The organism is Tateyamaria sp. LSS28, from assembly GCF_059611725.1.
In genome coordinates, this window is sequence record NZ_JCAPFI010000006.1 from 157,072 (window position 1) to 181,870 (window position 24,799).

At 58.0% G+C, this 24,799-nt stretch carries 15 protein-coding genes and 2 pseudogenes; 9 read left to right on the forward strand and 8 right to left on the reverse strand.

The window, feature by feature from the left end; all coding sequences use genetic code 11:
• Window positions 1-41 precede the first annotated feature (41 nt).
• The 6 genes and pseudogenes from AC53L6_RS18635 to AC53L6_RS18660 all read left to right on the forward strand — a co-directional run.
• Window positions 42-229 (forward strand): annotated as a pseudogene (locus AC53L6_RS18635) (hypothetical protein); the annotation flags it as partial.
• 225 nt (window positions 230-454) lie between these two features.
• On the forward strand, window positions 455-667 hold the full coding sequence (locus AC53L6_RS18640; RefSeq protein WP_299205047.1) for a hypothetical protein: 213 nt from the start codon (window positions 455-457) through the stop codon (window positions 665-667).
• A gap of 95 nt (window positions 668-762) precedes the next feature.
• Window positions 763-1,191 (forward strand): hypothetical protein, encoded by a 429-nt coding sequence (locus AC53L6_RS18645; protein WP_299772811.1) that lies wholly within the window; start codon window positions 763-765, stop codon window positions 1,189-1,191.
• A gap of 73 nt (window positions 1,192-1,264) precedes the next feature.
• A complete protein-coding gene (locus tag AC53L6_RS18650; protein ID WP_299604372.1) occupies window positions 1,265-1,612 on the forward strand; it encodes a hypothetical protein in 348 nt (115 codons plus the stop codon).
• A 51-nt stretch (window positions 1,613-1,663) separates the two neighbouring features.
• A complete protein-coding gene (locus AC53L6_RS18655) occupies window positions 1,664-2,029 on the forward strand; it encodes a hypothetical protein (protein ID WP_299772807.1) in 366 nt (121 codons plus the stop codon).
• Between the two features lie 119 nt (window positions 2,030-2,148).
• On the forward strand, window positions 2,149-12,252 hold the full coding sequence (locus AC53L6_RS18660) for a hypothetical protein (RefSeq protein ID WP_496908922.1): 10,104 nt from the start codon (window positions 2,149-2,151) through the stop codon (window positions 12,250-12,252).
• A gap of 304 nt (window positions 12,253-12,556) precedes the next feature.
• Here AC53L6_RS18660 and AC53L6_RS18665 read toward each other — a convergent pair.
• From AC53L6_RS18665 to AC53L6_RS18695, 7 genes and pseudogenes are all read right to left on the reverse strand, one after another.
• Window positions 12,557-12,652: pseudogene (locus AC53L6_RS18665) on the reverse strand (IS5/IS1182 family transposase); the annotation flags it as partial.
• Window positions 12,653-13,317: 665 nt separating this feature from the next.
• Window positions 13,318-13,668 carry an H-type lectin domain-containing protein gene (locus AC53L6_RS18670; RefSeq protein WP_299205032.1) on the reverse strand — a complete coding sequence of 117 codons (351 nt, stop codon included), beginning with the start codon at window positions 13,666-13,668 and terminating at the stop codon, window positions 13,318-13,320.
• Between the two features lie 117 nt (window positions 13,669-13,785).
• Window positions 13,786-14,214: a F0F1 ATP synthase subunit epsilon gene (locus tag AC53L6_RS18675; RefSeq protein ID WP_496908923.1), complete on the reverse strand. Its 429-nt coding sequence runs from the start codon at window positions 14,212-14,214 to the stop codon at window positions 13,786-13,788.
• A gap of 91 nt (window positions 14,215-14,305) precedes the next feature.
• On the reverse strand, window positions 14,306-15,730 hold the full coding sequence (atpD, locus tag AC53L6_RS18680) for a F0F1 ATP synthase subunit beta (protein WP_299550135.1): 1,425 nt from the start codon (window positions 15,728-15,730) through the stop codon (window positions 14,306-14,308).
• 18 nt (window positions 15,731-15,748) lie between these two features.
• Window positions 15,749-16,621, reverse strand: coding sequence for a F0F1 ATP synthase subunit gamma (locus AC53L6_RS18685; protein ID WP_299205023.1), 873 nt, complete (start codon window positions 16,619-16,621; stop codon window positions 15,749-15,751).
• A gap of 12 nt (window positions 16,622-16,633) precedes the next feature.
• Window positions 16,634-18,175: a F0F1 ATP synthase subunit alpha gene (gene atpA, locus AC53L6_RS18690; RefSeq protein WP_496908924.1), complete on the reverse strand. Its 1,542-nt coding sequence runs from the start codon at window positions 18,173-18,175 to the stop codon at window positions 16,634-16,636.
• Window positions 18,176-18,736: a F0F1 ATP synthase subunit delta gene (locus tag AC53L6_RS18695; protein WP_299205015.1), complete on the reverse strand. Its 561-nt coding sequence runs from the start codon at window positions 18,734-18,736 to the stop codon at window positions 18,176-18,178.
• Window positions 18,737-19,131: 395 nt separating this feature from the next.
• On the opposite strand from AC53L6_RS18695, the gene AC53L6_RS18700 reads away from it, so the two are divergent.
• On the forward strand, window positions 19,132-20,655 hold the full coding sequence (locus AC53L6_RS18700) for a calcium-binding protein (RefSeq protein ID WP_496908925.1): 1,524 nt from the start codon (window positions 19,132-19,134) through the stop codon (window positions 20,653-20,655).
• Window positions 20,656-20,657: 2 nt separating this feature from the next.
• On the opposite strand, the gene AC53L6_RS18705 is transcribed toward AC53L6_RS18700, so the two are convergent.
• Window positions 20,658-21,404: a class I SAM-dependent methyltransferase gene (locus AC53L6_RS18705; RefSeq protein WP_299604390.1), complete on the reverse strand. Its 747-nt coding sequence runs from the start codon at window positions 21,402-21,404 to the stop codon at window positions 20,658-20,660.
• A 72-nt stretch (window positions 21,405-21,476) separates the two neighbouring features.
• Between AC53L6_RS18705 and gloB the strand changes: the two genes are divergently transcribed.
• Together gloB and clpA are read left to right on the forward strand one after the other, a co-directional pair.
• Window positions 21,477-22,244: a hydroxyacylglutathione hydrolase gene (gloB, locus tag AC53L6_RS18710; RefSeq protein ID WP_496908926.1), complete on the forward strand. Its 768-nt coding sequence runs from the start codon at window positions 21,477-21,479 to the stop codon at window positions 22,242-22,244.
• Between the two features lie 196 nt (window positions 22,245-22,440).
• The gene (gene clpA / locus AC53L6_RS18715) at window positions 22,441-24,762 is read left to right on the forward strand and encodes an ATP-dependent Clp protease ATP-binding subunit ClpA (RefSeq protein WP_496908927.1); all 2,322 of its coding nucleotides are present in this window, start codon (window positions 22,441-22,443) and stop codon (window positions 24,760-24,762) included.
• The last annotated feature ends 37 nt before the right edge of the window (window positions 24,763-24,799 follow it).

The following is a 24,799-nucleotide window of genomic DNA, read 5'->3' on the forward strand; positions in this document are numbered from 1 at the left end:
CAAGGGATTTGGCCAAGCCAAACGTCCTGAGCTGCTAGGGTGCTTTCATCGGTCACTACAACCATCAGCGCTATCATGAAAGATTGCGTAACCTGACACCCGCCGACGTCTACACAGGCCGCAGGCACACAATACTGCTCGAACACGAAGGACAAAAACGAAAACCATGAGACTGAGGCGCTTGCAGCACGCAAAATCAGCGGCTCAGCTGAAACCAGATGAGCGATGACTCATCAAAGTCAAACTGCCATCAGTCTCAATTTACCTGATGACGGACAGGCAAAAAGGTTGCCCCGCCCATTCAAATCGGGCCGGTAGTGCAGCAGATAGAAAAACCAGAATCGTGTAATCGACTATTCTGACCCGTACGCACTCAGCTCACACTCCATACGAGCTCAGATAGCCGTTTCGCCACATGATCGACTTATGGTGTATTTTTCCCGCATAGATACACATGATTCTGGCTTCAAAACCACAGAGCAGCCATGCTTTCGAAGCTGAAAATCTCATTTATTTTCAATGTGTCAAGAAATATATAGGCGCGTTGGTGAAATTGTTGGGAGTGACTTTTGATCAGCTTCATACTACCTTAACGGGAGTAACTATTGATTTTCCGTTTTGTTCACAAATTGCAGGTCTTTCAGAAGATGTATTCCCTGCCACCTAAATCCGATCGCTTTTCCGAAATGAGTGGTGGTGCATTGGTGTCCTCCTCCCATCTGACGCTTTCAACGTCGCGATCAAGCAGCTACGCAATAGGCTATGGCCAAGGCATATTTCATCAACGCAACGCCCCTCTCCATGACGGTCAACCTGAACGCAGCCCCAACAAACAATCCATTGGCCGCCTTCGAGATCGTTACAAAACGTCAAATGCCTGTAATGAAATACAATTCATGGCCAGCCACGATTGCAGCCCATGCCGGGCGCAACATCTTTGGCGGAAAAAAACAGATCAATGCAATCACCGTGTTCATGGAATCACACACCGCTCCACTGGTGTTCAACGTACAATCGGATGTATCGATCGTGCTGGATTTGTATTTCTACATTCGAGACGGCGCGATCACCGGCGCGGACATGACCGGCGACAGTTCAAAAATTACCATCGTTCCATGGAACCAGGATTTGACGCGGAAGATGCGCATCCAATCGCTGAATGCATTCAGCTCCGACCAGTGGCGCACGTAACGGGCACACACTGCACGGCCAGAAAGGCGTCCCCCCCGAAGCGCATTGATGCTGCCACGACAGGAGGGAGCAGATGGCTTCGAACCTGCGCATAATAAATTGGCAAGCGGACAAGATGACGTCCACGCTGAACACCAAGGCCTTGGCACCGCTCGCGCACAGCGAGGCCAAGTATAACTACATCCCGAATTCCCTGACGGTCCGTCGCGAACCGGCAAGCGAGCCTGCGCCCGGGGTCTGGGGGCGGCACAACACGTTGGTTGTGCAGTCCGAAGGAAGTTCGGGATCGCAATTGTACAACGACCTTACCGATCCGGCGGACGCAGCACCGAATATCGAAATGCTGTTATGGATATTCCCCGATTATGTGGTGTTTTCGCAGCTCGAAAAACAGCTGGGCCAAAAGATTTACCCGTCCTGAAGGAACCACTCACGCAGACCAGATTTTTTTCAACCAGGAGGAAGTCCAGAAATGGCAAAAGCGTATTTTATCAATGCAAGCCCCACTGATGTGAAGGTGACACTGAACACAGGTGCACAGAACCCGTTGGCAGCGGTTTCGGTGAATACCGACGGGACAGCGGTTTCAGGCCCCGCATGGGCGGCAAAAATCGAGGCCCGTCCCAGCCCAAACGTGTTTGGCGGGGATACACACGACAACGAGGTTTTGTTCGTGTCCGAGCAAAAAGCAAAGACCCGTCGCTACACCATTACATCCAAGGTCTCGACCGTGCTGGATCTGTATTTCTTCATGTTCGAGGACACGATCGTCGGTGAAGACGCCACCGGCGACAGTTCGGGCATCACGATCACCTTGGTCGACAAGCGAGACGGCTAACCTGTCAAGGCGGCGCTGCAGCCGCCTGACATGATCTACAATCATAAGATGTCCGACCGGCCGGTTTTCCGGTCGGGCGTTATCCCTATACCGCGCACACTTCTGGGGGGTGTTGAGCTATGGCGAACGCATATTTCCTGAATGGCTCGATCAGCGATATCGAACTGGTTCTGAACCAGGGCGGAAAACGCTCGATCAAGGGTCTGGACCTGCAGAACGCGCAACTGGATATGACCACCGAATACGGGTGGGCCGCAACCCCGGCGGCGGATGTTCTGGGCACCGGGTCCAACGAGTTGGTGGTCAATATCAACAACGGCCCGACGATCAAATATGAAATCTATGTCGGACACGAAGTCAAAACGGTTCTGGATGTCCAGATCATTGTTTTCGACAACGCTCTTCAGCCGCGCAACACGGTGACAACGGACGGGTTTGAGATCATCGTAATCCTGTTCGACGAGGAAAAAACGGTCGCGATGGCCGCGATGGAGGAGCACGAACCGGACGCTGCGCTGTTCACAACCCGCACGGCCCCAGCAGTTGTTCCGCATGAAAGTGGCGATGACATCAGTTTCGCGCGGGCCGCGACCGATGACACAGCGACCTTGTATGTTGCCAGCAACAACGGGTCCGGCGGCGGCAATATCGCGTTGACCTATTACTATCTGTTCGAAGGCCAAAGCACGACGGATACGCTGACCTTACCCGAAAGCTATGACAGGACGGGTGCCTATGTCTTTTCTGACGAAGACGTTGACCCCAACGCGCTGCTGGCCGAGTTGAACGGCGTTCTGACCAAGGAACCCACCACGTTTTCCCGCATCGCCTGGCGTCACGATGCAAACACTTATGACATTGTTGCGTCGTCAACCGCTTATGCAGTGCCGACAAACGCGACGTTGCAAATCGGGACGTGGCAGCTGGACTTGCGGCGTAACACGCGAATTTCGCTCGATATCGATGCACCGGCCATCAAGTTCGACAAGGCATCAGGCGAAGAAAGCATTCAGGTGCAGATCGTCGAAAACGACTTACCCCAACCTGTCGGCACACGTCCAACGCAAGTGGTGCTGCCCTTATCCGGCAATCACCGCGGCACGCTGACCTTTGCCTGGGATTGGAGTCATTACGAGTTGGGCCAGCAATACGCGGGTTTGCAGCGCGTGTTCTATGGCCCTGACGCGACAGGCGCTGACGCGGCGCAATACCCACTGTTCACGCCTGCATCTGATCCGGGGCCGATCAGAGTCAAAGATTTGTTTTTCAACGTTTATCTGCAACCGCTTTCACCACTGAACGACCTGCGCACACGCATGGCCCTTGATCTGGGCGAACCCAATGCGCTGACATCGCAATACTTGTCCAGCACGACCAATGCGCCTGTTTCGATCTCTCCAGCGGCCCCCAAGACCCAAGATCTGACCGGCGGCTTCGCCTTTGCCAAGAACACCGGGACAGAGGAAAGCGACCGGTACCTTTGCCCGGTAGGTGAGTTCGAAGTAGCCCCGGGGGATGGTCTGACAACAGAAGAACGCGTCCAGATCCGCAGCGGGCTGGCGGGAACCGAGTATGTTTTGGTCGAGCCCGGTGACCGGTTGTTGTTTGAATCGGGCAAACCAGCCTTTGCCAAATCCTACGATCCGCAGGATGGCACGCCCACCACGTTGGACGGCGCGTTGACCACAAGCTGGATACGCGTACTCAAGCAATCCGCAGTCGAAGCTGCTGACGACGTCGAAGTGGTCAACACCAGCTATTGTGCGCAGGCGTCATCGTCGACTTACTTCGGACGTGAGTTGGACGCAGCGAAGGCGCGATACGAGTTTCCGATTGCGGTGGGAGCAAGCCTGCTGCAATTCGAACAGGCCAACGAAGACGTGGCCTTTCCCATGCTGCCCTATGGCGGGGTGTTCTACTCTGACGATGACGAAGGGATCGTGAACCCCAACGCAGACCTGTCCGCCGAAGAGCTTTCGGCGATTGAACGACAGGTGGTCTCGCCGGATCGGCGGGACACCTTGCGACCCTATTTCAGCGTCGATTACGGCCCGATCTTTTTTGATACGTCCACCAACCTGGCCTTTGACGGCGGCTTTGCGCGCACGCCGTTGGGCCTGTTGGTGGAGCTGAACCCCGTCAACGGTGGCACGCCGCCCGCGGGAACAATAAAGAACCTGATCCTTGCACGCAGCCCGCAGAACCCGGACCAGTTCCTGCAACTGACCTCGAATGAGGGCAGCAATGGCGTGGTCAACCCGACGTTTTCAAACACTGTGCTGAACGACAGCCTTTTCATGGTGGCGACAGATCAGAGCGCGTTCGAACCGTTTCCCGACAAGAACATCAAGCTCGGGGATTTCACCTTTGATGTCCAAATGGGCAATGCCGACAATCAGGCTGTTGCGATCTTTAAGTTTGTGCCCGGGGTCTCGGCACGCGCCCTGATCGAGGATGACAACACCTGGACCACGTTGATCGCAGATGGTGCGACGAAATCAGATGTTCAGACCCGGCTGCTGACTTATTTGAAGGCAGCCGACGAAGGAGGCGACCTGTTCGCGGCCTTCCGCCAGACGATTGATGACCCCAATTGGAACGGCATCCTGATTTTCAACTGCCCGCTCAATTATGACGAGCTGCCGCTGGACATTCAGATCCTGCTGGGCGGGATCAAAGGGCAGCTGTTGGCGCATCACTTTGGCATCACGATCAACCGGGTCGAGGACAAGGACAGCGCCGCGTCGGTCGAACACAGCTCGCTGTTTTCGGTCATCAACTACGACGCCTCGAAGCTTGATCCGCCTTACACCATCCCCGCCTCGCCGCCGACCGAGTTCCCGGATTTCCGGGTGTTGCTGTTGAACGTGCAATACGCCAACAGCAAATTGGCGGTGTTCGACTCTCAGATTGCGTTCAGCATCAAGGAGTTGTTCGGGAGCAGCGTAACCCTGCAACCAGGGCCATCGCTGGATTATCCGGAATATGGCACCATTGTCATCGACGGCGTTTATACCTTGTTCGAGGATGGCACCGGATCGCTGTTGTTCTCGACCCAGGACGAGCGCAGCTTCGTCTATGACGACACGGGCGACAAATTCACCGCACTTGTGGCCCAATCGATAACCGAGGCGACTCTGGTCCCGGTCACACGGCGTGATGGGACCGGTGATTGCGAAGTGATCGCCGCGTCCGCCTTCCGGATCAGCGGATTGCTGGCATTCAAGGACGGGATTGCGGGCGATCTGTTCTCGTATGGCGAGGTTGCCGACAACGTTCCGACCAAAGGTTTGGCGATCACTGGTTACAGCTTTGACATGACGACCTGCATCAAGGCCGACAACACCGCCGATTTGATTGACGGAATCCCAACCAACCTGACCGGCGTCAAGGTTGACCAAATGCTCAGCGAGGCGCGGGATTACAGTTTCGAGCGCACGTTCCCCGGTATCATCGAGGCCGTTTTGCCATCCCCCGACGGACTGACCCCATCCGAAATTGGAGAGTGGCAGGTCAAGACGGGCAGCGGGACCAACACTGGCGCCCCGCGCTACAGCCTTCAATTCGAAGTGCCGCTGGGCACGTTCGGCATGTTGGCGTCGTTCAAGACCGACCTGACCGCGACGCTGTTGATCGGCTGGGATCCCGACGCGACAGATCCGGAAAAGCAGGTGGGCGTGATCCTGCGCCTGCCGCCAGAAATTTCTGGGCCCAAAGGGTTCATGTTCGAAGGCGTCATTGCCTCGGACTTTGAATACGTGCAGCTCGACCGGTTCGAGTTTGGCGAGACGACTTATGTTTCAATGCTGCGGTTCATGCATTTTCAGTCGATGTTGCTGAATTTCTTCCTTAGCTATGGGGTTGGGCCCAAGGATCTTGGCATTTTTGGCGCGCCCGGCGATCCTGGCGGTCGCAACTCACTGTTCTGGATTGGTAAATCCACCGACACAAACTGGAACGGGCCAACGATCAGCGTGACGCTGGTGGATGTGCCGCAGGGGTATCTGGGCCGGTCGTTCGAGATCAAGACCGACCCGACCAATCCAAACGTGATCACCGACGTATTCAATCAGTTGAATCTGATGACCGACAAGACGGTCGAACAGGTGGCGCGTCTGATCTTTGCCAATCTCGATCTCTACAATTCGGACGCAGGCATCGCCTTTGCGCTTCAGTTCAAATACCAAAGCCTCAAGCTGACAACGGTCCTGATCGATTCCAGCTTTTATGGATTGCAGATCAACATCACTCCGCCGGAAAAGAAAGAGCCTGACGGCGGCGGCGGCAAAAACGGCAATGGCAAGAGGCTGGTTGCCAGCGACGGCAACGCCGTGATGGCCGACGATGACAAGGACGGTGACGACAAGGACGAAGGTGGATTCCTGGGCAAGGTCAAAGGCTTTACCTTTACCATCATCTACCGAAAAGTGAGCGATGAAGTCGGTGTTTATTCCGCCGACATTTATCTGGATCTGGGCACCATCCCGCTGGGTCCCGTGATGCTGTCGCTTCCGAATTTCAGCATTTCGATCTGGACCAATGGCGATTGGCGGTTTGCCATCGGCTGGCCTTTCACCGGGACAACGGCACATCCGATCACGGTCCAGTTCCAGGCGGGCCCGTTGCCCCTGATCGTCAAGGCCGGGTTCTACCTGGGCAAACTCAGCAGTGCCGCCGCGCCTGACCAGTTCGGGACCGAATTCAATCTGATCTGGACCTTTGGTCTGGGGATTGCAGGAGGCGTCGGCAAGGAGTTCGAAAAAGGCCCGCTGAAGGCCGGAGCGAGCCTGATGCTGGGCTGCACAATCGAAGGGTTCCTTGCTTCGTTCGATGGCAAGATGACACAGACCGGTGTCGACTACTGGTGGTGGGGTGTCAGCCTGTCGCTGACCGGCAACGTGTTCGGCAAGGTCGATTTCAAGATCATCGCGGTGGACGTGTCGCTGACCATTTCATTGACCGTCGCATTCGCGATTGAGACCGCGCATTCGTCGCCATTGAAATTGACAGCCGAAGTGGTTGCCAAGGCGTCGATCAAGATCGTGTTCGTCAAGATATCGTTCTCGTTTACCGCCAAGCTGGACCTGATCGACACGGTGATCGGCAGCGGGTCTGCGGTTGCGAAACTCAGTGGACCAACGCCCACGGCCGTAAATTCTGGCCGACCGCTCGAGGCGGATATCCTCCTGGAGGCCATGGCAAGGCCAGCCAGCGCCCCATGGGCGCGGTTGTCCCACGGCATCCACACGCGGCTTGTCAAAGACAAGACCCCGATCACTGTGGGCTTTGTCCTGCAACCGACAGCCATTGCGACCGGGGATTCGACAGAAAACTGGGCGCCACAGGGCGTCGCCACTCTGGTCCTGGAATCCGGTAGTCTGGGCAGTCCGTTTGGCGTTCTTGCGTCGGAATTGTCCAGCTGGCTGGTGCACAATTACAGCGGATCCGCGACCACGTTCCAGGAACAGTTGGCAGCAACCGAAGCAGCGTTGCAAAACGGTGAATTCGACCGCGAAGCCATTCTGAAGGCGCTGTCCGATACGTTCATCTTCAACATCGGGAAGACCATATTCACGGCTGACACCGCCGTTGTGTCGATGGCCATGCCCGACAGCCTTGGCCTCGAGTACAATGGCGGCAAGGTGATGAACGCCTCGCTGCGCAGCGCCATCGCCAGTTTCGGCCACCTGCGCTTGCCGTCGAACTACACCGACATTGTCGCGGCGTATTTTGGCGGTGGTGACAGTCTGCAAGCCGCTGAGATGGTGGAGGAATCGACTGCCGCGCTGGTATTCGACGAATATTTCAACCTGCTGGGTCAGCAGGTCATTGAATTGCTGATCGAGACCGGTGCGCCAGATCTCGACACCGCGTTGAGCGAAATCAGCATTGACGATCTGGGCGGCTTTGTGTCGCGTTTCCTGATGGGCGGTGTGCGTCTGCCTGATCCCAATGACACCAGCAAGCTGGAGGCGCTGTATGTCCTGACGGGGCAGCAATTCGCGCTGGTCAAAGCGGATGATGCGTGGGTGTTGGGGGCAAAGTTGACCACCACCGCCGACACGCCCGAGTGGATCAAGGTCGCGGATGATGCCACATCCAGCCTTGATCCATCCATGGTGCACACCACGGGCCCGGCCACGCCGCCGTGGACCGTGGGACCATTGCGCGCACTGGTCGAAAAACCGCTGATTTTCCCGATGAACAACATCAACAGCTGGTCCGACGGGGATGACGACTACATCATCAACACATTGTCCGAGGATGTTGTGCAAGCGGTGCGGGATTGGCGCAAGGACACGGGCGCAACCACAGGTCCGTGGCTGGTCAACCAGCTGTTTGGTGGTGAATCAGATGCCGATCAGCAGACTGACCTTTCAAGTGGCGGCACGCCCTGGGAGGCGGACAGCGCACTGGTCCTGCCGATCCGATTGGCCTCGATCCCCGATCCGGATGCGGTTGAGCCGGGCGCAATCCTGACCGACACGTTCTCGTTGTTGGGTACGGACGAAGCCAACCGCGCGATGTTGCAGGCCCTGCTGGACGAGATTGACGCAGGCAACGAGTCGGTGAACTCCATCGACTTGTTGGTGAGCGAAAGCCGGGGCAACTGGGCGTCTTCCAAGACACCCCGCGTATTGGTGCGCACCGATCTGTCGACCGTCAGCACACCTGCGGGGGTGGCCGCCGCCAACGCGGTGGCCGAAGCCAATGCGGGCACGGATGCCGAACCGACCCCCAGCCTAAACTGGGCGAAACCAGGTGAAGGTGGTGTGCAACTTGCCCGGTTCCTGCGCCTGACATGGGAAGTGTCCGTCGTGCATTCGTCGGGTTTCTACCTGCAAGTCGAAGGGCTTGATCTGAACATATTCCAGAACGGTCCGGCTGATCTGGCGTTGGTGGTGCAATTCGGCACCAAAGGGTCGATCACACGTGCAGCACCCTACCAAAACGCGTTGATCGGATCGGCGCCCGACAAGGGCAAGGCGATCTTCAGCACGTTGGCCGAAGACTCGGACGGCACTCCAGTCCAGGGATATGCCGCTGCTTATGCTGGCGGTTCAGTCGGGTGGTCGATCACTTGGGACAACGCACCAGACGAGGCAGATGCAGGCAGCGGTGACTTTCTGCAGGGGCTGTACCAGATGGTCAGCTACCGCATCGAAAAGATCAATGGCACTGATCAGCCCAATGAGAACTGGAGCCGTCCGATCAATGCCAATGACGAAAGCGGTGCCGGTGCCGACGCGGTCACGTGGATCTATTCCAAGGCGTTCGAAACGGCGACGCCGGTGGGGAGCGACAACCGCTACGGCGCGATCAACGATACGTTCACAGTGCGCATCTCGATCGAGGACGTGTTCGGAAACTCGGTCCCTGCATCGCTGATGGCCACCACGGACCTGAAGGTCGTTTACAACGACGATCTGATGGGGTTGGCCGATTGGTCGGGCACGCAGGTGTATTACGCGGTCGAAGACAAGGGTGGCGTGCAGTTGGAACTGCGCATGTCGTTCGATCCGTCGACGATCCAGGATGCCGAAGGCAAGGTGAATGCAGATCAATTGCAGGTCACAACCGACCAATATGCCAAGATCTATGAACAACTGACCGATCAACCGAACACCAGCGCTGCGGTGGATACCGGCGACACGCTGGCGGATGCACCTTTGGGTGTGCTGACGTCAGGAGGCAGCGTGATCTCGGGCCTCGTGGGTTACATAACGCCTCTGCTGGACTGGCTACGGGCAGGCGGTACCGGTGAGGCACCTGCGGCCATTACGTTGGCCATGCCGCTCGACAAATCACAGCCTGCAAACTGGGCGGGTGACTTGCAGGAGCTGGTGGTCAGCCTGGTGCTTCAACGGGCCGATGTGCCTGATGACATTGCCGACAAAGCACCTGAGGTCCGCATGGTCACCTCTCCGATGCAGCCGGTTGAGGACACAGGCGAAAAGGACGATCCCTCGGGCCTGACGACGTTCGCCGACAAGTTCGAGACGGCGTATTATCCGTTCGATGACAAGGTTGGCGTGGTTAAGGTTGCCACGGGACAGAACAGCGATATCACCAGCCAACGCTTTGGCCGCCGCAGCATTTGGTTGCAGCGCTGGGGCAAGGGCGTGGGCACAGAGGTCGAGATCGTCAAAGGCGAAGATGGCAAACCAGAGCCGATCTTCTATGCACCGCCCCCCCTCAGCCGTCAACTGATCACGCGGGACGTGCCGAACCTGAAGGATTACGGCAATCCCAGCGGCTCGGACAAAGGCTATGATCTGGTCAATCGTATTTTCAACAGTACGGATATGGACCAATGGGGCGCGCTGTTCCTGACCACGGTCGAAACGATCTTTAGCCCGATCATGGCCCCGGCCGTTGCGGATCATTCCAGCATCGAGGACGAGCTGTACGATCCTTTTGTGGAGAACAAGGAAACGTTGGCCGGGTCGATTTCGGACAAGATCACCTATGTCTACGACGAACCGGACGGCACGGGTGATCCGAAGTCTGCCAAAGAGACGTGGCGGCAGGCCTTGCTGCGCACGTTGGCCAATGACTATGGCTTCTCGACGCTGACGCAGCTGGAGGCGATTGTGAACCTCAACGGTCCGATCGAACCCAGCGGGGACCCTTCGATGCCGCCACAACTCTATGGTGCCGTGCAGGTCCCCGGACAGGGTGACCCGGACAAGCTGCCCTATTCGCTGACGCCGTCGACCCTACCGCTGGTGCAAACCACAGACGACCAAAAGAACTGGCTGAACTTCCTGGTCTCGGCCAGTGACCCAGAGGCACAGCGCGCTTTCAATCTGGATCTGAACTATGAGGTCAACCAGTTGGAGCATCAGCGCGATGGTCAGGCATCGGATCGTGGATATGTCCCGTCCAGCTGGCTGACCTTTGTCCTGCAACAAAACCCCGGCGATCTGCCGCAGGAACAGGACAACACGCTGACACAGCCGATTGGCGAAACACGGATTCCGATCCCGTTGCGCAGCTATCCGCCCTTGCCCAAACTGCTGTCGACCAAGGCGCAGGCCAAAACGACGGTCAGCACCATTCAGGATGCGCTGGTCTGGAGCTACGAGTTGCAGGTCGAACGCTCGGCCGCCGATCAGGACACCCTGAACCTGTCGCTGACGTTCAACCAACTGCAAACGAACATGGGTCCCACATCGGTCTCTACCGGGGCCTTGTTGGCCACCGACGACGGGCGCGACCCGCCCAAGGATTTGTTCGATGCGCTGGCGCGGTTTGTCTTTGAATATCCACAGCTCGAACCCAAAATCGAACAACTGCCCGCCGATGGTGGTGCAGAGTCGGTCAACGCGCTCAAGGATTTCAGCGCGATCATCGCAGGCGTTGCGGCAACATGGAGCAGCTGGCAACCGCCGGAGCCACCGCGCGGTGGGCTGGACCGGGTCACGGCGGATGACGACACTGAAGTCTGGCACTTTAACATCCAGAATGTCGAAAACAGCACGGACTTACAGGTGAAAGGCACTTGGTCGCGCTCAAGCGGCACGCCGCCATGGCCAACGATCACTGGTTACACGTTCAAATCAGCCAGCGGTGATACAGCGATCTATTCGCCCGACAACGGCAAGTCGGAACGTGTTCTGACGCTGACATGGGAGAACCTTTACGTCCTTGACTACCAGAATGTGCTGCCAAGCGCGTTCACCGAGCGGAACCGAAACCTCGCCGTTCCACCCCAGCAGACCAACCCGGACTTTGTCTATCGCACTGAAACGGTCGCGTGGCCCACGCCTATCGTGCCTCTGATTGGTGCACCAGACCAGATAGACCTCGAGTCAAAGGTGACGCTGGCAGAAGCCATTGAGGCGATGTTGATCGACCTGACCACCCCGCCGAAGGATTCGGTTCAGAACGGCACCAACCCACCGTTGGAAACTGAAAGCTCGATTTCCTACCGGTATGAGGTCATGGCGAATAAGGGCAACAGCGCCTACAGCGTGCTGCCGGTCTTCCTGGTCGCAGGTAAAGTTGATCCGGGTGATGAAAGGACACTGGCTGCTCAGATCGCGTCAAATCTGGCAAATTGGCAAGCAACCACGAGCGCACAATCCCCCGACAGCAGTCTAAAGTTCCTGCTGACGGTATTTGCGACCACGATTGTCACCGACAATGACCGACTGCCGCTGGTGCAGTTCCAGGAGCTGGTGATCCCTGTGCCGAAGGATAGTTCAGGTTGGTGGTGATCCCACCAACCTTACGGCTGCGCCTGTGTAGGTCCAGTATGTGTACCTGTGACCCCAGTCACGGCCTTTGAGACAGACTGGGTTGTTTAGCTAAGCGAGAATTGTGAGCTCATCATGATCCTTGAGGGGATACGAGCTGAGATCGAATACTGGGCCGAATGGATAGCTGACAAACTTGTAAGAAAGATCAAGCGCAAGACGCGGTGAGAATTTTCTGCTGAAGAGAAGATCCGCATTGTTCTAGGGTCATGAATCATAGCCAATAGATGACGATTGCAGCGATGGCGATTGCCGAGAGGAACACCTATGGGCAGCGATCATACCGCGTTGCGGCACGCCGCCTGTCCTTGAGCCTGCCGAACATGATCTCGAGGCGGTTACGCCGTTTGTTGTATTTGACGCCCATACTGGTCGCTGTCCCGACTACCATCTGAGTACGCCGGGGCAGACAGCACGATGCTGCGTTTGCTCCGAGGTCGGCAGTGAGCCCCCTTTGACAAATGCTGGAATGCCGAGTTAGCTCTGAAATGGTGTACTCAAGTAACATGTCCCAATAGTTGCAACAAAACTGAGAACATCGCGATGTCCAAGCCTAGAAGTACGGCAAAAATAGCGCCTGATGATCTGTCGAAAGCCCTGGAAATATGTGCGAGATCACCTCTATCGAACGCGATTGGACGAAAAAAATGGCGTACAGATGCTTGGTCCGAAGTCATTGAGTTTTTTGGAGAAACGAAGGCAGATCTTATCCTAGAGACCCTCGAGAAAATGACGAGTACGTTCTTCTCAATAAAGCCAACACATGCCGCGGGCGCGAACTTGATGCATGACGCCAAGACTGTTCGAAACGACTTTCTTGCAGCATGTCCATCAGCTCCCAACCAGCTGGTTCAGAGTTTGGTGGATGAATACTTCTGGCTAAATCGATAGAGTATCGATTGTACTCGCAACAACGACTGTCCGCTATTCGTCTCGCACATTGGAATTGGAACCGTCGGCGGCAGCTCCGTCCAGCACAGCCACCAATCGCCGAGTGTCAAAACATCGCTGACGAAAAAACCGGAGTTAGTACAAATCCCAATCGTCCGCCTGTCGCAACTCGCCCATGGCCATCCAGGCCAGCCGCACGCGTGCAATGCGCGTGTCGCCCCAGGTGCGGAACACGAGGTCAAACCCGTCTTTTGTGATGGTTTCGGCCATGGCATCGGCGCGCAAGGCGGAGGCGGTATCAACGTCCCACATGGAGATCGACACATGAACGGACGGCTCTGTCCGGAACGGTTCGGAAAAGCTCACTCTACGGCGGCGTTCGCGTTGCCCACGGCCAGTCCACATCTCGCCCCCGTCCTCGAAATCGGAGAACAGGACGGTGTCGCCTTGGTCGATGCCTATCAGGTGGTTGCGCAGTCGTTTCATCAGATCGTTCTTATTGGACTTCGGTTTCGTACCACGTCAGGCCGGTAATTTAAGGCCTCAAAATCGAAAAAAGGCCCCGCGATATGCGAGGCCTTTCACACATCTCTTGAAAGAGTGTTACAGGCTGGGCTGCTTGGTGCTCAGCCCGATCTCGGACCCCATGGCTGCCATGTCGGCCAGCAGCTTGGCCGCATCGTCAACGGGGCCAGTGTCGCCTTGTGCCGCATCCTTGGCGCGGTTGTAGACATCCTGCACCTCGTCGAACATCGCGTCCAACTGGTCCTGCGTCATATCACCCTTTGCGACGGCACGTTCGGCCAGCACGGACACGCCTTGGGCGCCGATCTCGGCAAAGCCACCGGTCACGATATATTCGTGGGTGTCGCTGCCCGCCTCGACCTTGAGCACGCCGGGGCGCAGGGTCGTGATCGTGGGGGCATGGTCGGCCATCACGGTCATATCGCCATCGGCACCGGGGATCTGTACGGCTGTCGCGTCCATGGATGCGAGGCTGCGCTCGGGCGATACCAAATCAAATTGCATCATCTTCTCCTTCAATGGGCGGTGGGGTTAAACCCCACCTTACGCCCGGAGTTCGTTCGGAGATGTAGGGCGGGGTTTCACCCCGCCATGCACCTTAAGCTGCGTCGGCCGCCATCTTCTCGGCTTTGGCGATCACTTCGTCGATGCCGCCAACCATGTAGAACGCACCTTCGGGCAGGTGGTCATACTCACCGGCCACAACCGCCTTGAACGAGGCAATCGTGTCTTCCAGCGGAACCTGAACACCGTCCGAGCCGGTGAACACTTTGGCCACATCGAAGGGCTGCGACAGGAAGCGCTGGATTTTCCGGGCGCGGGCCACGGTCAGCTTGTCCTCTTCCGACAGTTCGTCCATCCCGAGGATGGCGATGATGTCCTGGAGCGACTTGTAGCGCTGCAGGATCTGCTGCACGTCCGAGGCCACCTTGTAGTGCTCTTCACCCACGATCTGCGGGTCCATCAGGCGCGAGGAGCTGTCGAGCGGGTCCACGGCGGGGTAGATGCCGAGTTCCGAGATCGCGCGGTTCAGAACAGTGGTCGCATCGAGGTGCGCAAAGGTTGTCGCAGGCGCGGGGTCGGTCAAGTCATCCGCAGGCACGTAAACGGCCTGAATGGATGTGATCGAACCGGATTTGGTCGAGGTGATCCGTTCCTGCATCGCACCCATGTCGGTGGCCAGTGTTGGCTGGTAGCCCACCGCCGAAGGAATACGGCCGAGCAGAGCGGACACTTCGGAACCCGCTTGGGTGAAGCGGAAGATGTTGTCGACGAAGAACAGAACGTCGGTCCCGGAGGCATCACGGAACTGTTCCGCCAGCGTCAGACCGGTCAGGGCCACACGGGCACGCGCACCGGGAGGTTCGTTCATCTGGCCGTACACCAGCGCCACTTGGCTTTCTTCGAGGTTGTCGGGCTTGATCACGTTAGACTCGATCATCTCGTGATAAAGGTCGTTGCCTTCACGTGTCCGTTCACCCACACCTGCGAACACGGAGTAGCCCGAGTGCACTTTGGCGATGTTGTTGATCAGTTCCATGATCAGAACGGTTTTGCCCACGCCAGCACCGCCAAAGAGGCCGATTTTGCCGCCTTTGGCGTAAGGGGCCAGCAAGTCAACAACCTTGATGCCGGTCACGAGGACTTCGGATTCTGTCGACTGCTCTGAAAAGGCTGGCGCGTCCTGGTGAATGGCGCGTTTTTCTTCCGCTTCAACCGGGCCACCTTCGTCAACGGGCTCGCCCACGACGTTGAGGATACGACCCAGTGTTTTCGGGCCAACCGGCACCATGATCGGGCCGTCAGTGTCAGTCACTTCCTGACCGCGTACCAGACCTTCGGAGCTGTCCATCGCGATGCAGCGCACGGTGTTTTCACCAAGGTGCTGCGCGACCTCAAGGATCAGGCGGTTGCCGTGGTTGTCGGTTTCCAGAGCGTTCAGAATCTCTGGCAGGTGGTCATCGAATTGCACGTCGCAGACGGCCCCGATGACTTGTGTGATTTTGCCTTTAGCGTTTGCCATTTTTCGTCTCCGGGTGTCTTACAGCGCTTCCGCGCCGGAAATGATTTCAATCAGCTCGTTCGTGATCACAGCCTGACGCGAGCGGTTGAACTCGATGGTCAGCTTGTCGATCATGTCGCCAGCGTTGCGCGTCGCGTTGTCCATGGCGCTCATCCGGGCGCCCTGTTCGGACGCACCGTTTTCCAGCAGGCCGGAAAAGATCGCCGTGGCCACGCCACGCGGCAGAAGGTCGGCCAGAATGGCCTCTTCGTCCGGCTCGTAATCATAGAGCGTGTCGCTGCCCTCGTAATCCTCGGGGATCGCGAAGGGGATGATCTGTTGCGCTGTGGGGATCTGTGTCACGACGTTCTGGAACTTCGAGAAGAAGATCGTCGCCACGTCATATTCGCCCGCATCAAAGCGGCCCAGCACGTCCTTGGCCACACCCTGAGCGTCTGCATAGCTCATGCGCTTGACCTCGGTCATGTCCACGTGACCGACAAACATGTTGCCAAAGTCGCGTTTCAGCTGATCACGGCCTTTCTTGCCGACGGTCAGGATCTTGACCGTCTTGCCTGCGGCTTGCAGTTCCGTCGCCTTGGCCCGTGCCAGTTTGGCGATGTTGGTGTTAAAACCACCGCACAAACCACGTTCCGATGTCATCACCACCAAGAGATGCGTCTGATCCGAGCCCGTACCGCTGAGCAGTTTGGGTGCGCTGTCGGAGCCCGCCGCCGCCGACGCCAGCCCCGCCATCACGGCTGTGAACCGTTCGGCATAGGGACGCGACATTTCGGCAGCTTCCTGGGCCCGCCGCAATTTCGCGGCGGCCACCATTTGCATGGCCTTGGTGATCTTCCGCGTCGACTTGACGCTTTCGATCCTGTTTTTCAGGTCCTTGAGATTTGGCATTGCCCGATCTCCTTATGCGAAGGTCGAAGCGAACTCGTCGAGGACCGCCTTCATCTTGTCGACGTTCTCGCCGCTCTTGAACTTGGGATCTTCGTCAGCGATCCACTTCAGGAAGTCGGCTTTCTGCGAGCGCAGGAAGTTGAGCAGGCCCGCTTCGAATTTACCAACTGCGCTGACGTCGATGTTGTCGAGGTAGCCATTGGTGCCTGCAAAGATCACGCAGACGATTTCCGCGTTGGTCAGGGGCGAATACTGCGATTGCTTCATAAGTTCGGTCAGGCGCGCACCACGGTTCAGCAGCTGCTGCGTGGCGGCATCAAGGTCAGAGCCGAACTGGGCAAAGGCGGCCATTTCGCGGTACTGGGCCAGCGACAGTTTCACCGGACCGGCGACCGACGACATCGCCGATGTCTGGGCCGAGGAACCCACGCGGCTCACCGACAGACCAGTGTTCACGGCGGGGCGGATGCCCTGATAGAACAGTTCGGTTTCAAGGAAGATCTGGCCGTCGGTGATCGAGATCACGTTGGTCGGGATAAAGGCCGACACGTCGCCGCCTTGGGTTTCGATGATCGGCAGGGCCGTCAGCGAACCGGCACCGTTGTCTTCGTTCAGCTTGGCCGAACGTTCCAGCAGGCGCGAGTGAAGGTAGAAAACGTCGCCAGGGTAAGCTTCGCGGCCCGGTGGGCGGCGCAGCAGCAACGACATCTGGCGATAGGACACAGCCTGCTTCGACAGGTCATCATAGATGATCAGCGCGTGGCGGCCATTGTCACGGAAAAACTCGGCCATGGCGGTCGCGGCGTAGGGTGCCAGGAACTGCATGGGGGCCGGGTCGGATGCGGTTGCAGCCACGACGATCGAGTAGTCGATCGCACCGGATTCTTCGAGCTTCTTCACCAGCTGCGCCACGGTCGAACGCTTTTGGCCGACGGCCACGTAGATGCAGTAGAGCTTCTTGCTCTCATCATCGCCCGCAGCGTCGTTGTAGGATTTCTGGTTCAGGATCGCGTCCAGAGCAACGGCGGTCTTGCCGGTCTGACGGTCACCAATGATCAGTTCGCGCTGGCCACGGCCAATGGGGATCATCGCGTCAACGGCTTTGAGGCCGGTCGCCATCGGCTCGTGCACCGATTTACGGGGGATGATGCCGGGGGCTTTGACGTCAGCGACGCGGCGCTCGGACGAGGCGATGGGGCCTTTGCCGTCCAGCGGGTTGCCCAGACCGTCTACAACGCGGCCCAGCAGTTCGTTCCCGGCAGGCACGTCCACGATGGAGTTGGTGCGCTTGACGGTGTCGCCTTCTTTGATGTCACGGTCGGACCCGAAGATAACAACACCGACGTTGTCGTTCTCGAGGTTCAGGGCCATGCCCTGAATGCCACCGGGAAATTCGACCATCTCACCGGCTTGCACATTGTCGAGGCCATAGACGCGGGCAATCCCGTCCCCTACCGACAAAACGCGGCCCACTTCGGCCACTTCTGCTTCCTGACCAAAGTTCTTGATCTGGTCTTTCAGGATCGCAGAAATTTCTGCTGCTTGGATACCCATTTATCCGACCTCTTTCATTGCATTCTGGAGGGAAGAGAGCTTGGAGCGGATCGACGTGTCGATCATCTTCGAGCCCACTTTTACGATCAAACCGCCGATAAGGCTTTCATCGACGGTTGCATTGATGGTGACGTCCTTGCCCATACGGGCCTTGAGCGTCTTGGCAAGCTTGTCGCTTTGCGTCTTGGTCAGCGCCTTGGCGGACGTCACGTCTGCGGTCACTTCGCCTTTGTCCTCGGCGATCACCTCGCGCAGCGCCTGCACCAGTTGCGGCAGCACGAACAGGCGGCGCTTTTCGGCCATCAGGGCCAGCGTGTTCGACATCAGGTCGGTCAGCTTGGCTTTCTTGGCGATCGCAGTGATGGCGGCGGCCTGCTCTTCCCGGCTGTAAACGGGCGATTGGATCAGGGCATTGAAGTCGCCGCTGTCAGCCATGGCGGCTGTCAGGGTTTCAATATCACCTTCGAGTTTTTTGACGGCTTTGCCTTCTTTGGCAAGTTCGTAGACAGCAGTGGCATAGCGCGCGGCAATACCTGTGGAGATCGAAGCTGGTTCGGACACGTCCACCCTTTCGATGTCTTGGCCCGGATTGCTGCACACGGATGCGTGGCCCGGGGTGTTGGACCGCCCTGATTTTGGCCAAGGCGTGAAAATCAGGGGGGATGTAGCAGAGGGTTTGCCACCCCGCAACATGTGTTCGTGAACGGGCGTTAGGGCGGTTATTTCGCGATTTCAAGGGGTTAACAAAACTGCGACCGTTTGGCCCGCAGGAATTGCAAAATTTCCGTCACAAAACGTGGGCGTTTGGGGGCGATTCCGGGTCTAACGGGGCGATATGTGGTTCAATCGCAACGGGTCATTGAGCGCGACAGCACTTGCAAGATCGGTTTGTTGACTCGCATTGGCGTCAGATACAACTTCCGGGCGTTCGGGGGGCGAACGGGAAAGGAATTGGTATGGGCGCGTTGATGCTTTTAGCGTTGGTGACGGGTGCGCTGTCATTCGGCATGTTGGACGATGGCGAAAACGGTGAGGATGCAGTTCCGCCACAGGACGGGCCGGACGAACCCGACACTCCAACAGACCCCGGCGATCAGGACATCGGTGCAGCGTTCGACTTCGATGCGGCGGCTAATGAAGTAATGATCGACGTAGGCGCTGATGAGACCCGCAACGTGGCCAGTGTTATCTATGTCAACAGTGAGGACAGCCCCGGCGATTTCTACCGGACTTATGAGGCACGCTTTTATCTGGTACCGGAAGGGGTGGACCTGTCTGATAACGATTTCGAGGACCGTTGGGACATCCCCGGGCAACAGGACTTTGGCGGCGATCCCTACGATTATCAGTTGGCAGATTTCGAGAACCATTTCGGGCTGGAGCTGTTGGGAACGGTTGCGCTGGATTTGCCAGAGGATGGAAACCCGCTGCCCGATCCGGGCGCGATGCGGGATGTTTTGCCCAACATCACCTCCAACGTGGACATTGATGTCCACTATTTGGAGGCCACAACCGATGGCGACGAACTGATCACCTTTCTGAACGAAGACTATGTTGTGACCCGTGGTGGCATTACCGAGCAGGTGGTGACCGAAGATACGACCGGCACCAGCGAAGGGGATTGGCTGACGACCGGAACAGAAGGGATTGCCCTCGAGGGTGGCGACGGGAACGACATCCTGATCGCGGATCATGGTGAAACCACTCTCTCCGGCGGCGCAGGTGACGACACGATCGAAGGTGTTTTTAGCATTCGAGACATATCGTTCTGGCGGATCGACGGTACGGAACCTGCTGTCGTCATCGACGGAGGTGACGGCGACGACTTGATACGCACCTCGAATGCAACCGTGGATGCTGGTACAGGGAACGACACCGTTAGCATATACGGGGGTGAAGCCCGTGGAGGCGATGGGAATGACCAACTGAACGCGCGAAGCGACGGTGTGGTGACGCTTTTCGGAGACGCTGGCGACGACCGGCTGGTTGTGGGCGGCATCGGGTCAGAAGCTTTCGGTGGATTGGGGAACGATTCCCTCAATGTGGACATGGGCGCAACCGGCTATGGGGGAGCGGGCAACGATACGTTGCAACTTGCAGAGGGGAGCACTGCGCTTGGCGGTGAAGGCGATGACCTGTTCACCCTTGTCAGTTCCTACAACGATGAGGATGGTCCGGCCACCATCACCGGAGGCGAGGGTGCCGACACCATCAGTGCCCAGGTCCGAGATCCCTATGGCGCCCCCGAGGCCGTTTTTCTTCAAGTAACGGATTTCGACCCAAGCGAAGACCTGCTGCAGATCGGTTCTTTCAATGGTGCCACGGTCGACAACGTCGAAGTCGTTCAGAACCTGGAAGATGGCGTTACTGATGTGCGTTTGACCTACGCACCCAACGGTACTTTAGACCCGGGTGCAGCAATTATCCGCATCAACGGCATATCGGATATCACAACGGATCAGATTGTGATCGTCAACTAACGTCACGAGACCCGCCCCGCGACAGGTGCCGTGACCCCTTGCGGCACCTTTTGCCGCTTGGCCTTGGACCGCACGGCCTTGCCCTTGGGCGGATAGACCAGTTTCGATGCTTCGACCATGAACGCCCCACCTGCCACCATACCCGGCATCAATCGCCCCACCTTTTCGAACATTGGGGCTGATTTCATCCACAGCCGTTTGGTGGACGGAAACTGGTAGAGCGCGCCCACATGCCGTTCGGGCAGGAACTGGTGTTTGCGCAGCTGTGTTTCGAGTTGGCTGGCCGAATAGGGCCGTCCATAGCCAAAGGGCGTGCGATCACGACGCGACCAGAGCCCGGCGCGGTTCGGCACGATGAACAACGCCTTGCCGCCAGGCCCCAGCACACGCCACGCCTCTTCCAGCAGGTCATAGGCGCGCTCTGACGTCTCGAGCCCGTGCAAGACGACCAGCTTGTCCACGTGCCCCGTTTCAATGGGCCACAGGGTTTCTTCGGTCAGCACGGACACATTCGGCATATCAGGCGGCCACGGCATCACCCCCTGGGGGCCGGGCATAAGCGCCACGACACGTCGCGCTTCTTTCAGATAGGGGCGCAAGAGCGGTGCGGCAAAGCCGAAGCCTGCAACGGTCTGGCCTTTGGCTTCGGGCCACAATTCGACAAGCCGTCGCCGCAGCGATGCCTGCGCGGCGCGCCCCAGCGCGCTGCGGTAATAGAAATTGCGCAGGTCCTGCACATCAAGATGCATGATCGTCTCTTGTTCATCCGGCCCGTTCGGACCACCTTGGTTCTAACACTAAGCACAAAGAGCCGAATTGCCATGCCTCTCGACATTCGCACGATCCCCTGCCTCGCCGACAACTATGCGTTTCTGGCCCATGACCCGGACACTGGAGACACCGCATTAATTGACGCGCCCGAGGCCGCGCCAATTCTTGCAGCATTGGCCGAGACGGGATGGAAGCTGACGGATGTTCTGATCACGCATCACCATTACGATCACGTGGACGGTTTGCAGAATCTGCTTGCCCAGCACCCTGCCCGCGTCACGGGCGCCAGCGCCGATGCGCACCGCCTGCCTGCGCTGGATGCACAGGTGGCCGAGGGCGACACGGTCACCATCGGGTCGGAAACTGGCACGGTCATCGACGTGTCAGGCCACACCGTTGGTCACATCGCGTTCCACTTTCCCGCCTCCAAGGCGGTGTTTACCGCCGATAGCCTGATGGCGTTAGGCTGCGGGCGGGTGTTCGAGGGCACCAAGCCGCAAATGCATGACAGCCTGCAAAAGCTGGCCGCCCTGCCCGGTGATACCCATGTTTACTCCGGCCATGAATACACAACGGCCAACGGGAAATTCGCCCTCACCATTGATCCTGAGAATACGGACCTTATATCGCGAATCCGCGAGGTGGCCGAGAAACGCGCATCGGGCACCCCGACTGTTCCATCGCTTTTGTCCGAGGAACGGGCGACAAATCCATTTCTGCGCGCCCACGACCCCGCCATTCAGGCTCATCTGGGCATGAAAGGTGCCAACGCCACCGACGTATTCACGGAAATCCGCACCCGGAAGGACAACTTCTGAGACGGATCAGCCCACCAATGCGCCCAAAGTGACACCATCGTAACGTTTCTCACGCATATTGTGAGGGTCAAGGTGCAAAAAAGCCTTGAAGCTGCGCGATCTTCAACCAAACTTAAACACATGAGGCCATGGTTGGTACGGGGCCTCGACATACCTTGGCGCCCCCACCCGACCCCGATCGAAAGGAGCACGAGCCGTGCCTTCATTCTCGACGACACTCGAAAAAGCCATTCATCAGGCGCTTGCGCTGGCCAACGAACGCCGGCACGAATTCGCAACGCTGGAGCATTTGCTGCTGTCGCTGGTCGACGAACCTGATGCACGCCGTGTCATGCAGGCGTGTTCAGTCGATATCGACGAGTTGCGCGGCACGCTTGAGGAGTTTGTGGACGACGACCTGTCGAACCTGGTGACTGATATTGACGGCTCCGAAGCCGTGCCCACAGCCGCCTTCCAGCGCGTTATCCAACGCGCGGCCATTCACGTGCAGTCATCGGGCCGCACAGAAGTGACCGGTGCCAACGTATTGGTCGCCATCTTTGCCGAGCGCGAATCGAACGCAGCCTATTTCCTGCAAGAGCAGGACATGACCCGCTATGACGCGGTGAACTTTATCGCGCACGGTGTGGCCAAGGACCCCGCCTTTGGCGAAGCGCGACCTGTCTCCGGTGCGCCGGAAGCCGAAGAAGAGCCGCAAGGCGTGACAGAGGGCGAGAAGAAGGAAAGCGCACTTGCCAAGTATTGCGTGGACCTGAACGAAAAGTCGCGCGAGGGCGATATCGATCCGCTGATCGGCCGATCGGCCGAAGTGGAGCGCTGCATTCAGGTGCTGTGCCGCCGCCGCAAAAACAACCCACTTCTTGTGGGTGATCCGGGCGTGGGCAAGACCGCCATCGCCGAAGGGCTGGCGCGCAAGATCGTCGCCGGTGAGACACCCGAAGTGCTGTCTGGCACCACCATCTATTCGCTCGATATGGGCGCGCTGCTGGCCGGTACGCGGTATCGCGGTGATTTTGAAGAACGCCTGAAAGCCGTCGTGACCGAGTTGGAAGAGCACAAGGATGCGGTCCTGTTCATCGACGAGATTCACACCGTGATCGGCGCCGGAGCAACATCCGGCGGCGCAATGGATGCGTCCAACCTGCTGAAACCTGCTTTGCAGGGCGGCAAGCTGCGCACCATGGGCTCCACAACCTACAAAGAGTTCCGCCAGCATTTTGAAAAGGACCGCGCGCTGAGCCGCCGGTTCCAGAAAATTGACGTCAACGAGCCCTCGGTTGAAGACGCCACGAAAATCCTCAAGGGCCTCAAGCCCTATTTCGAGGATCACCACGGGGTCAAATACACCTCGGATGCGATCAAGACATCCGTTGAGCTGGCGAGCCGCTACATCAACGACCGCAAGCTGCCTGACAGCGCGATTGACGTGATCGACGAGGCGGGCGCGGCCCAGCATCTGGTCACGGCCGCTAAGCGCCGCAAGACCATCGGCACCAAGGAGATCGAGAATGTCGTGGCGAAGATTGCCCGTATTCCTCCAAAAAACGTGTCCAAGGACGATGCAGAGACCCTCAAGGACCTCGAAGTATCCCTCAAGCGCGTGGTGTTTGGTCAGGATCCTGCGATCGAGGCGCTGGCCTCGGCCATCAAACTGGCGCGGGCGGGTCTGCGCGAACCTGAAAAGCCCATCGGCAACTACCTGTTTGCCGGTCCTACGGGCGTGGGCAAAACCGAGGTGGCCAAGCAACTGGCGGACACGCTGGGTGTGGAAATGCTGCGCTTCGACATGTCGGAATACATGGAGAAACACGCCGTCAGCCGCCTGATCGGTGCCCCTCCGGGATATGTCGGGTTCGATCAGGGTGGCATGCTCACCGATGGCGTTGACCAGCATCCGCATTGCGTTCTGTTGTTGGACGAGATGGAAAAGGCGCACCCGGATGTCTACAATATCCTGCTGCAGGTGATGGACCACGGCAAACTGACCGACCACAACGGTCGGACCGTGGATTTCCGCAACGTGATCCTGATCATGACGTCGAATGCCGGTGCGGCTGACATGGCGAAGGCCGCAATCGGCTTTGGCCGCGACCGGCGCGAGGGCGAGGATACGGCAGCGATCGAACGTACATTCACGCCGGAATTCCGTAACCGCCTGGATGCTGTGATCAGCTTTGCACCGCTGGGCAAAGACACGATCCTGTCCGTGGTCGAGAAATTCGTGCTGCAACTGGAAGCGCAGCTCATGGATCGTAACGTGACCATCGAGTTGACGAAGCCTGCCGCCGAGTGGCTAGCCGACAAGGGCTACGACGACAAGATGGGCGCGCGCCCGTTGGGCCGTGTGATCCAGGAGCATATCAAGAAACCGCTGGCCGAAGAGTTGCTCTTTGGCAAGCTGATGAAAGGCGGCGTTGTCCGCGTGGGTGTCAAGAATGGCGAGCTGGATCTGAAGCTCTCTGGCCCTGACAAACCACGCATCTCGGGCGACAAGCCACCGCTTCTGACCGCAGACTGATGCGGGCGGCAGCGTTTGCCGCATTGATATCGACCCT